This window comes from Flavobacterium sp. T12S277 (assembly GCF_048514875.1).
GTDB lineage: Bacteria > Bacteroidota > Bacteroidia > Flavobacteriales > Flavobacteriaceae > Flavobacterium.
This window is the reverse complement of the sequence record NZ_JBLYEG010000002.1, coordinates 308,542-321,829: the sequence shown is the minus strand read 5'-3', so window position 1 is coordinate 321,829 and position 13,288 is coordinate 308,542. Positions and strand designations below refer to the sequence as shown.

General features: G+C 37.2%; 13 protein-coding genes. 9 read left to right on the top strand and 4 right to left on the bottom strand.

The window, feature by feature from the left end; translation table 11 throughout:
- The first annotated feature begins 30 nt into the window (after positions 1–30).
- The 6 genes from ACN1CN_RS05635 (at position 31) to ACN1CN_RS05610 (ending at position 6,634) form a co-directional block, all read left to right on the top strand.
- On the top strand, positions 31–1,005 hold the full coding sequence (locus ACN1CN_RS05635; protein WP_264525792.1) for a type IX secretion system membrane protein PorP/SprF: 975 nt from the start codon (positions 31–33) through the stop codon (positions 1,003–1,005).
- 158 nt (positions 1,006–1,163) lie between these two features.
- Positions 1,164–2,351 (top strand): phosphoglycerate kinase, encoded by a 1,188-nt coding sequence (locus tag ACN1CN_RS05630; protein ID WP_419134946.1) that lies wholly within the window; start codon positions 1,164–1,166, stop codon positions 2,349–2,351.
- Between the two features lie 110 nt (positions 2,352–2,461).
- Positions 2,462–4,303, top strand: coding sequence for a LysM peptidoglycan-binding domain-containing protein (locus tag ACN1CN_RS05625; protein WP_419134945.1), 1,842 nt, complete (start codon positions 2,462–2,464; stop codon positions 4,301–4,303).
- 46 nt (positions 4,304–4,349) lie between these two features.
- On the top strand, positions 4,350–5,318 hold the full coding sequence (locus ACN1CN_RS05620; protein ID WP_419134944.1) for a DUF4837 family protein: 969 nt from the start codon (positions 4,350–4,352) through the stop codon (positions 5,316–5,318).
- 86 nt (positions 5,319–5,404) lie between these two features.
- Positions 5,405–6,046: a DUF1579 domain-containing protein gene (locus ACN1CN_RS05615; RefSeq protein WP_419134943.1), complete on the top strand. Its 642-nt coding sequence runs from the start codon at positions 5,405–5,407 to the stop codon at positions 6,044–6,046.
- A gap of 141 nt (positions 6,047–6,187) precedes the next feature.
- Positions 6,188–6,634 (top strand): GNAT family N-acetyltransferase, encoded by a 447-nt coding sequence (locus tag ACN1CN_RS05610; RefSeq protein ID WP_419134942.1) that lies wholly within the window; start codon positions 6,188–6,190, stop codon positions 6,632–6,634.
- A 49-nt stretch (positions 6,635–6,683) separates the two neighbouring features.
- Here the strand turns inward: ACN1CN_RS05610 and ACN1CN_RS05605 are convergent, their stop codons facing one another.
- The 4 genes from ACN1CN_RS05605 to rnpA form a co-directional block, all read right to left on the bottom strand.
- Positions 6,684–7,487 carry an OmpA family protein gene (locus tag ACN1CN_RS05605; RefSeq protein ID WP_419134941.1) on the bottom strand — a complete coding sequence of 268 codons (804 nt, stop codon included), beginning with the start codon at positions 7,485–7,487 and terminating at the stop codon, positions 6,684–6,686.
- A 5-nt stretch (positions 7,488–7,492) separates the two neighbouring features.
- Entirely contained in the window at positions 7,493–9,130 is a 1,638-nt protein-coding gene (locus ACN1CN_RS05600; protein WP_419134940.1) for a S41 family peptidase, read from the bottom strand.
- A gap of 2 nt (positions 9,131–9,132) precedes the next feature.
- Positions 9,133–9,969 (bottom strand): DUF4349 domain-containing protein, encoded by an 837-nt coding sequence (locus ACN1CN_RS05595; RefSeq protein ID WP_419134939.1) that lies wholly within the window; start codon positions 9,967–9,969, stop codon positions 9,133–9,135.
- 80 nt (positions 9,970–10,049) lie between these two features.
- Entirely contained in the window at positions 10,050–10,454 is a 405-nt protein-coding gene (gene rnpA / locus ACN1CN_RS05590) for a ribonuclease P protein component (protein WP_419134938.1), read from the bottom strand.
- 125 nt (positions 10,455–10,579) lie between these two features.
- On the opposite strand from rnpA, the gene ACN1CN_RS05585 reads away from it, so the two are divergent.
- The 3 genes from ACN1CN_RS05585 to ACN1CN_RS05575 all read left to right on the top strand — a co-directional run bounded on the left by ACN1CN_RS05585 (position 10,580) and on the right by ACN1CN_RS05575 (position 13,190).
- Positions 10,580–11,320, top strand: coding sequence for a lysophospholipid acyltransferase family protein (locus tag ACN1CN_RS05585; protein ID WP_419134937.1), 741 nt, complete (start codon positions 10,580–10,582; stop codon positions 11,318–11,320).
- A gap of 50 nt (positions 11,321–11,370) precedes the next feature.
- Complete coding sequence (locus ACN1CN_RS05580; protein ID WP_264525777.1) at positions 11,371–12,363, top strand: acyl-ACP desaturase; 993 nt, start codon at positions 11,371–11,373, stop codon at positions 12,361–12,363.
- 173 nt (positions 12,364–12,536) lie between these two features.
- Positions 12,537–13,190 (top strand): HD domain-containing protein, encoded by a 654-nt coding sequence (locus tag ACN1CN_RS05575; RefSeq protein WP_419134936.1) that lies wholly within the window; start codon positions 12,537–12,539, stop codon positions 13,188–13,190.
- Positions 13,191–13,288: the final 98 nt, after the last annotated feature.

Genomic DNA, 13,288 nt, shown 5'->3' with positions numbered 1-13,288 from the left:
CCTATGATGTTGTCTAAAAAAATTATTACAATGAAAAAGTTTATTTTATCTTTAGTACTCATGGCTGTAACAACAAGTTACAGCCAAGAGTTAAACCTACCAGTTTTCACACAGTATTTAGCAGATAATCCATTTGTTATCTCACCAGCTTTTGCCGGTATTGGAGATAACCTTCGAATTAGAGCCAACGGACTTACACAATGGGTAGGGATAAAAGATGCACCGGACAACCAGTCGCTTTATGCCGATTTTAGAGTCTTGGATCGTTCAGGAGTCGGGATCAATGTGTACAATGATAAAAATGGATATACACGCCAGACGGGAGCCAAAATTTCCTTTGCGCATCACATCATCCTGGATTATTATTCAAAACAATACCTGTCTTTCGGACTTTCGTATAACTTTAATAGCTTCCGTATTGATATTGATGAATTCAATAACACTATCGAACACCCTATTCTGGATCCGGCTGTAACCGACAACCGATATACCGCAAACAGCAACTTTGATGTGAGTGCCCTGTATCGTAACAAAGCATTTTATATCAGTTTTAATGCGAACAACGTACTAAAGAAAAACACCAATAAATACAGAGGAGTTGAACCTTCGCTGCTTTCCAATTATCAGGTCTATTCTGGTTTTATTTTTAAAGACGGAGAAAACAGCCGTATCGAATACGAACCATCAGTTTACTACCAATACTTCGCAAGTGACAATCGTTCTACAACCGATTTTAACTTCAAGTACCGACGTTACAATCGTTACGAAGACTACTATTGGATCGGGGTTTCTTATCGTTTCTTAAACGACCAGTTTCCAAAACCGTTATCCGTTGGACCAATGGTAGGTTTTATGAAATCTAAATTCTACTTTGGATATTCGTATCAGGTAATGTTCAACGATTTGGGGAATTACAACACAGGAACACACTCCATAACAATTGGTTTCGATTTCCTACAATCTATCAGTAACTGTCCTTGTACACAAAGCCCGGTTCACGATTAAAGAAGCATTTTTAGTGTCTTTAAAAGTTAATTTGTTTTTTTTCTTAAATTATATCGTTTTCGCTGTTGCAGCGGGGTTAATTTTACATTTTTCAAATTTGTTGCAACTCTAAAAGTTCTATATTTGTTTTCTATCAGAAAAAATTAAAAAATTATCAAATGAAAACTTTAAACGATTTCGACTTTAAAAATAAAAAAGCAATTATCCGTGTGGACTTTAATGTGCCATTGGATGAAAATTTTAATGTAACCGACGCTACGCGTATCGAAGCCGCAAAACCAACTATTGATGCTATTTTGGCACAAGGCGGAAGCGTAATTTTAATGTCGCATTTAGGCAGACCAAAAGGAGCAGAAGAAAAATATTCGTTAAAGCACATTTTAAAAACAGCTTCTGAAATCTTAGGAGTTCAGGTGAAATTTGCTGAAAATTGTGTTGGAGAAGTAGCGCAGTCAGCTGCGGCTAACTTACAGCCTGGAGAAGTTTTATTATTGGAGAATTTACGTTTTCATGCTGAGGAAGAAGCAGGAGATGTTGCTTTTGCAAAAGAATTGGCTTCATTGGGAGACATCTATGTAAACGATGCTTTTGGTACAGCACACAGAGCACATGCTTCAACAACGATTATTGCACAGTTTTTTCCAACAGAAAAATGTTTTGGAACATTGTTGGCAAAAGAAATAGAAAGTTTAAATAAAGTACTTAAAAATAGTGAAAAACCGGTAACAGCAGTTCTTGGAGGTTCGAAAGTATCTTCAAAAATTACCGTTATCGAAAACATCTTAGACAAAGTAGATCACATGATCATTGGTGGCGGAATGACATTTACATTCGTTAAAGCACTGGGTGGTAAAATTGGAGAATCTATTTGCGAAGATGACAAACAAGAGTTAGCGCTTGAAATTTTGAGACTGGCCAAAGAAAAAGGAGTTCAGGTGCACATCCCGGTTGATGTAATTGCTGCAGACGCTTTCTCTAATACAGCAAACACTCAGATAGTCGATGTAAACGCAATTCCTGATGGATGGCAAGGTCTTGATGCAGGTCCTAAATCTTTAGAAAACTTTAAAAAAGTAATTCTGGAGTCAAAAACAATCTTATGGAATGGTCCGTTAGGAGTTTTTGAAATGGAATCTTTTGCTAAAGGAACGATCGCTTTAGGCGATTATATTGCTGAAGCTACAGAAAACGGAGCTTTCTCATTAGTGGGAGGTGGAGATTCTGTTGCAGCAGTAAAACAGTTCGGATTTGAAGATAAAATGAGTTATGTTTCTACCGGAGGTGGAGCTATGCTTGAAATGTTAGAAGGTAAAATTTTACCTGGAATCGCCGCGATTTTGGACTAAAAAATCACAATTAACATTTTTTTGCATATTTTTCATCCATAAACTGTTTAAGTTTGCAAAACTAAGGTTTCTGTAATGAGTTGAATTATAGAATTTTAAAAAAATGTTATATGATTGTAAAAAAAATAGCAATAATGGTTTCCGCGTTTTTTTCAGTATCCATGTTAGCGCAGGATGTTGCAAAAGTAAATGCTGAAATTAAGCCGGTTGTAAAGATATCGTATTTAGATTCTGTTAAAAATACTTTCAAGAAAAATGAACTGGCAACACGTGTTGACAGTCTTTGGATGAACGAATTAGTAAGTCTGGATATTTACGATGATCTGACAAAAGACATTCAAACCATCAATACAGATGTAACCGTTGATGAGGAACTGCCAACAGATTTGCTAAAACAGCGTCTGCAGGCAATGAATGGAAAATCGCCTTTTACTATTGAATACAATCAGGGATTAGAAAACATCATAAAGTCGTTTCTTAAGAATCGAAAAAAATCGTTCTCAAGATTAATGTCTTTATCGGAATATTACTTTCCAATTTTTGAAGATGCCTTTGCCAAGCAAAACGTACCTTTAGAGATTAAATATTTAGCCGTTGTAGAATCTGCTTTAAACCCTAAAGCAGTTTCTAAAATGGGCGCCACGGGAATCTGGCAGTTCATGTACGGAACCGGTAAACAATACGCTCTTAAAATAGACTCTTATATCGATGAGCGCAGCGACCCACTTAAAGCAACTGCTGCTGCATCAGAATACATGAGCAAAATGTTCAACATTTTTGGTGATTGGGAACTTGTTCTGGCCTCCTACAATTCAGGACCCGGAAATGTGACTAAAGCCATTCGTCGTTCTGGCGGAAAAACAAAATACTGGGACATTCGCAGTCATCTTCCAAAAGAAACTCAGGGGTATGTTCCTGCTTTTTTAGCAACCATGTACCTTTTCGAATACCATAAAGAACACGGAATTAATCCACAAAGAGCCGTAGTTAAAAATTTTGAAACCGATACGGTTCAGATTAAAAACCAGATGTCATTCAAACAAATAGCCGATTTGTTAGACATGCCACAATCTCAGTTACAGCTTTTAAATCCTTCTTATAAATTAAATGTAGTGCCTTATTATCAGGGTGAGCAGCACTTTCTGCGTTTGCCAAAAGATAAAATTGCCACCTTTGTTTCAAACGAAGACAAGATTTATGCCTATGTAGCGTATCAGGCTCAGAATAAAACCATGCCTGTTCAACTGGCAATGAAGACAGCACCAAGAACAAAATACAGTGCAAAAGCAAAAGAAGATTCCTCCAAAGAGATTCAGTTTTACAAAGTCAGGAAAGGGGATAATCTGGGAGCAATTGCCGAAAAGTACAACGTGAGTATTGTCGATCTGAAGAAGTGGAACAATCTGAAATCAAATTCAGTTGCCTTTGGAAGAAACCTGAAAATTAAATCGGAAATAGACGCTTCGGTTAAAAATCCAAAAGAAACTAAAGCAACACTTGCGATCGATAAAAAAACAGAGGAAGCTATTGCGTCTGCTGATGATAAAGATAAAAATAATGCACAGCCACAAGAGTATGTGGTAGCGGCCGGAGACAATTTAGGCAGCATTGCAAAGAAATTCGGTACGACTATTGCGGAGTTAAAAGAACTAAATAGTCTGACTTCAAATAATATTGGTTTAGGAAAAACTTTGGTAGTTTCTAAAGCGGTTCCTGAAATTGTTGATGAGAATGCGGTTACAACTGCTATTGCTTCAAACAATTCAATTGATTCGTTCAAGAAAAAAGCAACAACAAAAGCCCTGGGTGAAGACTATTATGTTAAAAAAGGAGATTCGTTGTATAGTATTTCTAAAAAATATCCGGGAGTAACCATTTCCGATATTAAAAAGTGGAATAACATTAAAGACGGAGACATTAAACCAGGAATGAAGCTTAAAATAAACGGATAATAAAAAATCTTATATAAATTTGGGTTTTATTTCATAACTTAAGAGAATGAATAAAACCCATTTTTTATTGCTGTTACTTCCGTTGCTCTTCATTTCGTGTTTTAAAAATGATAAGCAGGACGAACCTGTATCCGGAAAAACCAATACTATTTCTGTCATCATCGACGATCAGTTATGGTATGGTGAAGTAGGAGACAGCATTAGGAACAAATTTGCTTCACCCGTTTTAGGACTTACACAGGAAGAACCGCTGTTTACTATCAATCAGTATCCGGCCCGTTTACTCGAAGGTTTTGTTACCGATAGCCGAAGCATAATTGTCGTAAAAAAAGCAACTGCTGATAAGTTCGAAGTAACCCACAGCAGATCATTACCCCACAACACTTTTAGAATTTACGGAAAATCAGTTGATGATATTATTTGCAGCATCGAACTCAATTCGGCGCAAATCATCAAAATAATCCGGGACACCGAAATCAAAAAAATCCAGGAAGATAACAGCAAATCCTTGTTGAATCAAGCTGTTATAAAAAACAAATTTCATATCGATCTGCAAATTCCAACCGGATATGAATACATGTTGCACAAAAAGAACTTTATTTGGTTAAAAAAGGACATTATAAGCGGCAACACCAGTTTGTTGATTTATCAGATCCCCATTCACAGTTTTGAAAAAAGCAGCAATGTAATCGACAATATTATTCGGATGCGCGACTCCGTTGGAAGCTACATCAAAGGCAGAGAGCCCAACACACGCATGATTACGGGGGAGGCCTATGCCCCTTATTTTTCGACCATAACATTAGATGGAAAGAAAGCCTTTGAAACCAAAGGAACCTGGGAGCTTAAGAACGATTTTATGGCCGGACCCTTTATCAACTATGCAATTGTAGACGAAATGTATAAAAGGATTTTGGTAATTGAGGGATTTTGTTATTCACCGTCAAATGAAGAACGCGATTTGATGCTGGATCTCGAAGCAATAATAAAATCGGTTAAAATCGATAAACGCTGATCATTTAGGGTTTAAGATTGTAACAAAGGGTTGGCAAGTTAATTTTTCTTAATTTTGTTTGATAACAAACATTAAAACAGATGCTTATGAAAAATTTAATTGTAACATTGTTTATGTTAGTCGTGTGTTTTGCGTCCTGTAAAAAAGAAGAAAAAACACAAGTTGAAACCGGTGGTGTTTCGGATAGTACTAAAACAAAAGAAGCAATAACCGAACAACCGCTTGATTCGGCAGCACAAATGAAAGCCTGGCAGGCTTATGCAACTCCGGGAGCTCCTCATAAATTAATGACTGATGAAGTGGGAACCTGGAACTGCGATATGACTTTCTGGTCAGAACCAAACGGAAAACCTGAAAAAGCCACTTCAACGGCAAACATCAAAATGATTCTTGGCGGACGTTATCAGGAATCCAATTATCAAGGAACCATGATGGGACAGGCTTTTGAAGGCAAAAGTACACTCGCTTACAACAACGCCAGTAAAGAATATACCACAACTTTTATCGATAATATGGGAACCGGAATGCTCGTGGCAACGGGTAAATATGATGAAAGCACCAAAAGCATGGAACTGAAAGGGGATATGGTTAATCCGTTAAATGGAAAAAAAACACCTTATCGCGAAATTTATACCATAGTAGATGCTAAAACGCGCAAAATGGAAATGTTCGATGTAAAAAACGGGGAGGAGTTTAAGAGCATGGAAATCATTATGAAGAAAAAATAAGATAATACTTCCGTACTAAATAGAAATCCCGATTGTAAACAACAGTCGGGATTTCTATTTGATAGTATTTAGTGTAATTTTGCTTTTAACGAAAGTTAGAACCACAAAAACAATAGAACCACAATTATAAATAAAAGACGAATGGAACTAGAATGGAAAATAAAGCCATTTGAGGCATTAAATGTAAACGAGCTATATGATGTGCTCAAATTAAGAAGTGAGATCTTTGTAGTAGAGCAAAACTGTGTTTATTTAGACCTTGACGGTAAAGACAAGAAAGCACTACACCTGATTGGCGAGTACGATGGGAAAACAGTGGCGTATGTACGTTTGTTTGACGCGGGAATCAGTTTTGACAATGCTTCAATCGGGCGTGTGGTGGTAGATGCCAATTACAGAGACCGAAAATGGGGACATGACCTAATGCGTGAAGCAATTGCTGCCATAAAATCGAATTTTGATAAAGAAGCCATAACCATTGGTGCGCAGCTGTATTTAAAAAAATTCTACGAAAGCCACGGATTTGTGCAAACCAGTGAAATGTATCTGGAGGACGATATTGAACACATAGAGATGACTCGCGGTTAATAGCTGCTGGAGGTGCAAAGGTTCAGAGGTTTACTGGGACTAAAAGTGTTTAAATTTTAGTGATCAAAAACTCAACGCGGCGATCGAGATTGTCTCCTTTTCCTAACGGATATTTGTTACCACAACCTTGATAGGTCATTCGGTTTTTGGAGATTTTTTTGGAACTCAGGTAATAGAATACAGTTTTGGCGCGGTTCCAGGAAAGCCTTCTTTCGTTGGTAGCCCTGTCGATTCCGTCACTATAAATGTCGGGGGTGCAGCAAACGTGCCCCCTAATTTCAAATTTTAGACCTTTTTGCTTTTCTAAGATAAGGGCAACTTTGTCTAGTTCCTTTTTAGAATTGGTGGTGAGTTTCGAACTTCCAATATCAAACAGTATATTGTCTAAGAAAACTTTGTCGCCAATTTTTAGCTTGTTCGGGAACGAGTTGTAAATTCCTTTTCCAAAACTGTTTTTCTTAACGGCTATCAAATCGACCCGCCGATTTCTGGAGCGGGTTTCGTGCAGGTTTTCGACGGTGTCGGGCCGTACAACAACACGCCCTTTTCCTTCCAGAATTACAATTTTACCCTGATTGAATCCCGCTTTAATCAACATGTTCTGTATAGTGCTTGCGCGATTGTTAGACAAACGGAAATTGTATTCGTCATTTCCGCGATCATCACAATAGCCATATATTTGTACCGACTCTACTTTAGAGGAGTCGATACTTTTAATAAAACGGTTTACAATTTCGGTTTGTTTTGGAGTAAGATCGAACCTGTCAAATTCGAAATAAATAGTTTCAATGGGTTTTTGCTGTGCCGATAAATTGTAAATAAGAAACAGAAATAGGGCTCTACAAAGCTTCATTATTTTTACATTTTTAAAATCGTTTTGTACTCAGTCTGGTTATTTAATACATTCACTGCTTTTTTAATTTCTGAATTGTTTTTAATGTAATACTGATACAAACCTTCCTGATATTGGTATCTCTTAATCAGTTCTTCCTGTATCAGGTTTCTAATTTCCTTTTGATTTTTATCAAGCAGCGTACTCTCACTTTTCTCCAAAGCAGCAAGTAATTGCTGGTATTCCGGAGCAATAGTTTCGTCTATTTTTTCATTTTTGGCAGCATTCAGCGTGTTTTTCAGCGCCACCTCTGTTTCCGTATCAAAGCTAATTTTGTTGGCTCTTAGGTACTGCTTGAAATTGCTGTAATCGGCATCCGTCAAAACAGGTGTTTTATCGCCTAAGTTTGGATTTTTGTAATAATACGTTGTGGCATAATCAAAGATCCCGTCGTTTTTTAGCAAGGCTGTCGTAATCGGACTCATTTTGGTTTCGTCCAATTCGATATCCGGTAAAACACCACCACCATCATAAACGGTTCTTCCTTTTCGGGTTTTAAAAGCATTGAAGTTTTTAGCATCGGTTTTTTGAGCGACACCATTTTTATCTTTATGCGCATAATCCAAAGCCTGAATACAGCGGCCGGAAGGTGTGTAATAACGTGAGATCGTAACTTTTAATTGAGTCCCGTAAGTCAGATCAACAGAACGCTGTACCAATCCTTTTCCGAAACTGCGGCTTCCCAGAATCACAGCACGGTCTAAATCCTGTAAAGCTCCTGAAACAATTTCTGAGGCTGAGGCGCTTCGTCCGTTTACTAAAATGGCCAAAGGAATCTCAGTATCAATTGGCTCTTTAGTGGTTTTATAGGTGTTGTTGTGTTTTTCGATACGTGATTTTGTTGTCACAATAACTTCATTCTTCGGAACAAATAAATTACAGATATCAATGGCTTCGTTAAGTAAACCACCCGGATTTCCTCTTAAATCAAGTACAATTTGAGTGGCACCGTCTGCTTTAAGTTTTTCCAGGGCATCTTTTACTTCGTTGGAAGCTTTTCGGCTAAAGTGCGCCAGAACAATGTATCCGGTTTTGGTATCAATCTTTCCGTAAAACGGAACCGATTTAATATCTACTTCATCCAGAACCAATTCGGTAGTGAAGGTTTTTCCCTGACGCAGGTATTTAATATTAATTTTAGTGTTTTTAGTTCCTTTCAGCAATTGCGAGGCATCATCCTTAAAATCGGCGATCATAACATCACCAATCTGAATGATTTCGTCTCCGGCTTTCAGTCCGGCTTTGTCGGCAGGATAGTTTTTGTAAGGTTCGCGTACAATTAGACGGTCTTTTTTTCTCGAAATCAAAGCTCCGATTCCGGTATATTCGCCTGTGTTGTTGATTTTGAAATTAACAACATCCTGTTCATTAAAATAAACGGTATAAGGATCCAGACTTCCCAGCATGCTTTTAATGGCCTTGTCCATCAGGTCACCCGGGTTGGTTTCGTCGACATAATTGGTATTTACCGCTTTGAACAAAGTGGTAAAGATTTCGATTTGTTTGGCAATTTCAAAAAAATCGTCTTTGAAACTGGTTCCGACAAATAAAAACCCTGCAGCAACAGCAGGTATGATGAATTTCTTCTTGAAATAAGGATACATGATTATATTTTTTTTCTTTTAAATCTTTTTCTAATAAAGTAGACCAGTACGCAAAATACTATAATAAATGGCCAGACACTAATTATTGAAATTAAAAAATCGGACAGGCTGAAAAAACCAGACTGAATGGCGGCCCATATTTTAGAACCATACGAAATTTTAACGCCTTGTTTTTGAGCAACAGTTTTGTAAAATGAGATCGTTACAGTGCTTTCTGAAACACGGCTTTCGAGATATTTTAACTGACCTTCTTTGGCTTCAATTTCTTCGCGGATAGCCGAAATCTGTTTTTCAATTTCCAGTATTTCACTAATTTTTGTGGCTTTTTGCAAGATCTCTAAGTAGCGGGCTTCAAGTTTGCGTTTTGTATTTAATCGCGAAGTTAAGTCAATGTACTGTTCGGTGACATTTTCTGCAGAGATTTCTTTTTGTTCAAAGTACGAAACCCCCTTTGAAACCGCAGTTATAAAAGAGTCAAAGTTTGCGCTGGGAACTCTAATTGTTAAGGTTCTGTAAATGTTGTCATACTCTTTTCCTTCCGAATCATTCTGAATGCTGGCTTTGTTGGCTGTAATTGCAGTTTGAATTTGTTTGAAAGTATCTTCTAAATCATTGGTTTCAAATCGAAGAGAAGCCTGTTTGATAATTTTTTGTGAAATCTCCGGAGCACCTGCTTCAGCCGGAGCAGCGGGGTCGTATTGTTTTTCTGACGCTGCAGCGGATTCATTTTTTGCAGGAAGCTTGACGGCACTAATCATCATATCGGCAGAAGCCTCCTCATTTTTACCACAACTCGAAAAGCCTAAAAAAAGCAGGAATAAAAAGAAAATATAGCGCATAATATTTCAAATTAAATTTAAAACTACAATTTTTTTATAATTTTTCGTATAATTTGATAAATAAAGTTGCCGTAAAGGAATTACAATTCTGTTTTATTTTCAGAATCAGAGCTTTTGTTTACCTGTTGCAGGAATTTCTCAAACAGCTGAATGGTCTTGGTGTTGATTTCTGCATAAGACAATCGGTCTTTGCTCTGGTAAAAAAACATCAGGGAATAAGGCTCCTGAATGTTATCCAAAAGTAAATGTTTGTTTAAGCGATACGTTTCTCTTAAAACACGCTTGAAGTAATTGCGGTCAACAGCTTTTTTGAAGTATTTCTTAGATACCGAAACCCCCATTTTGATTTTTTCTTCTGAATGCTCTTCCGCCGGACGATAAACCAAACGCAAGGGATATTTCGAAACCGATTTCCCTTCGGAAAACAGTAAACCTATTGTCGTTTTGCTCTTTAAGCGTTCATTTTTAGGGTAAGTGAAGTTCATTTAATTCAGAAAAAATTTGCAAATTTTAGGGCAAAGGTACAATTAAACCAGAAAAACAGTTATTGTTTTCAATTTTTATACCGCTAAAAATTTATTTATTACTTTTGGGCATTAATTTTTCAAGCATGCAGAAGATAATTTCGTATCCCATTTCCGTAATTTATTACTTATGTTTTGGTTTTTGTTTGGCGGTATTTCACCCGATTCAATGGTTTTGCCTGAATGTTTTTGGGTATCAGGCACACAAAAAGAGTGTAGATTATCTGAATTTTTTCCTGTTAAGATGCACAAATCTGGTAGGAACAAGGTATACCGTTAGTGGAGTTGAGGACATACCAAAGGGAGTTCCGATCATTTTTGTTGCGAATCACCAAAGTATGTACGATATCGTGACAATGATTTGGTACTTTAGACGATTTCATTGTAAATTTGTAAGTAAGAAAGAGTTAGGAAGCGGAATCCCGAGTGTGTCTTTTAATTTGCGCCATGGAGGATCTGTCTTAATCGACCGCAAAGACCCTAAACAAGCGATTCCCGTAATCAAAGGCTTGTCTGAATATATCGAAAAGAACACGAGAGCTGCTGTAATTTTTCCTGAAGGAACCAGAAGTAAAACAGGAAAGCCCAAAGAATTTGCACAAAGTGGTTTAAAAATCTTATGTAAATATGCGCCGTCTGCTTATGTAGTGCCGGTAAGTATCAATAATTCCTGGAAAATGGTTCGTTATGGAATGTTTCCGGTTGGATTAGGAAATCATTTAACCTTTACAGCGCATAAAGCAATGGCTGTAAAAGATTATGATTTTGCCAGTTTAATGGCTTTGACAGAAAAAGCAGTGGTAGAAGGAGTAAATGAGTATAAATAGATTTAAGTTTTAGTACCAACCAAAACTTAAATCCCAATCTTAAATAAGTAATGTCTATAAAAAACATTAGATTAGAAGTAATGCAGTTTTTGGAAAAAAACGTGGATAGCTTCGTCGAACAGTATTTAATTCCAGTGGAAAAAATTTGGCAGCCGTCAGACTTTTTGCCTAATTCTGAAGGAGAGAACTTCTTTGAGGAGGTAAAAGAGTTGCGTGAAATTGCTAAAGAATTGCCATATGATTTCTGGGTAACTTTAGTGGGTGATACCATCACTGAAGAAGCTTTGCCAACATACGAATCATGGTTAATGGATGTAGAAGGAGTCAATCAGGTAGAAAACGGTGGAAATGGCTGGTCGAAATGGATCAGACAATGGACCGGAGAAGAAAACCGTCACGGAGACCTTTTAAATAAATATTTGTATTTGTCCGGTCGTGTAAACATGCGTGAAATCGAAATGACCACACAGCATTTAATCAATGACGGTTTTGATATTGGAACCGGATCTGATCCGTACAAAAACTTCGTATACACCAGCTTCCAGGAGCTAGCTACTTATGTTTCACACAACAGAGTGGCACAAATGGCTAAGAAATTTGGTGACAACAAGTTGTCTAAAATGTGTAAAATGATTGCAGGTGACGAAATGCGTCACCACCATGCGTACAGCGAGTTTGTTACCCGTATTTTTGCAGTAGATCCGAGCGAAATGATGTTGGCGTTTCAATACATGATGAAACAAAAAATCGTAATGCCGGCTCATTTCTTAAGAGAATCAGGTCAGAAAATAAGCAGTGCTTTTGAACAGTTCTCTGATTCGGCACAACGTATCGGAGTCTATACAGCAAACGACTACGTAGACATCATGCAAAAATTAATTGACAAATGGGAAATTGATAAAATTTCGAATTTGACAGATGAAGCTGAAAAAGCACGTGATTACTTAATGAAATTACCGGCTCGTATGGCAAGAATCTCTGAAAGATTAGTTATTCCGCAAGAATCACATATCTTTAAATGGGTTGAACCAGCACGATTGTAGCTTTCTGATTTTGAAGTTTAGATTTATGAAACTTTAAGCAGAACATCTAAAAACATATTGTTGATTGTTGAGGTTGCAAAACTTTGACAATCAACATTTTTTATTTAAAGTATAAAACAGCAGTTTAATTTCGTTTTATTGGACTGTCCTTTACCGCAAACTATAAAAATACCATGAAGAATTCTGAACTAATAAACAAAACCATCGCTTTTGTAAAAGAGAAATTAAACGACGCCGAGGGTGGACACGATTGGTTTCATATCGAACGCGTTTATAAAAATGCACTTTTAATTGCAAAAGGATCAGATTGTGATCTTACCGTTGTGCAGTTAGGGGCTTTGCTTCATGATATTGCCGACAGTAAATTTCACAATGGTGATGAGACGATCGGACCCAGAACGGCACGCTTGTTTTTAGAAGGGGAAGAAGTTGCAGAAGATACGATTCAACATGTCGTAAACATCATCGAAAACATCTCGTATAAGGGCGGAAATTTTGAAAAGAAGTTTTCTTCCACAGAATTAGATATCGTTCAGGATGCGGATCGTTTAGATGCAATTGGGGCCATTGGAGTAGCAAGAGCATTTAATTATGGCGGATTTAAGAACAGAACGCTTCATGATCCTGAAATTGCTCCGATAACCAATATGACCAAAGAGGAATACAAAAAGAATAACGCGCCAACGATCAATCATTTTTACGAAAAGCTTTTATTGCTAAAAGATAAAATGAATACCGAAACTGGTAAACAAATCGCGGCAGAAAGACATCGTTTCATGGAAACCTTCCTGGCACAGTTTTATGCAGAATGGGAGGGGGAGAAGTAGTTATTTAGTCTCAGTTTTCAGTCTCAGTCTCAGTCTTCAGTTTTTAATAGAGAAAGGGCTTCGACTTCGCTCAGCCAGACACCCGCAAAATTATAGTG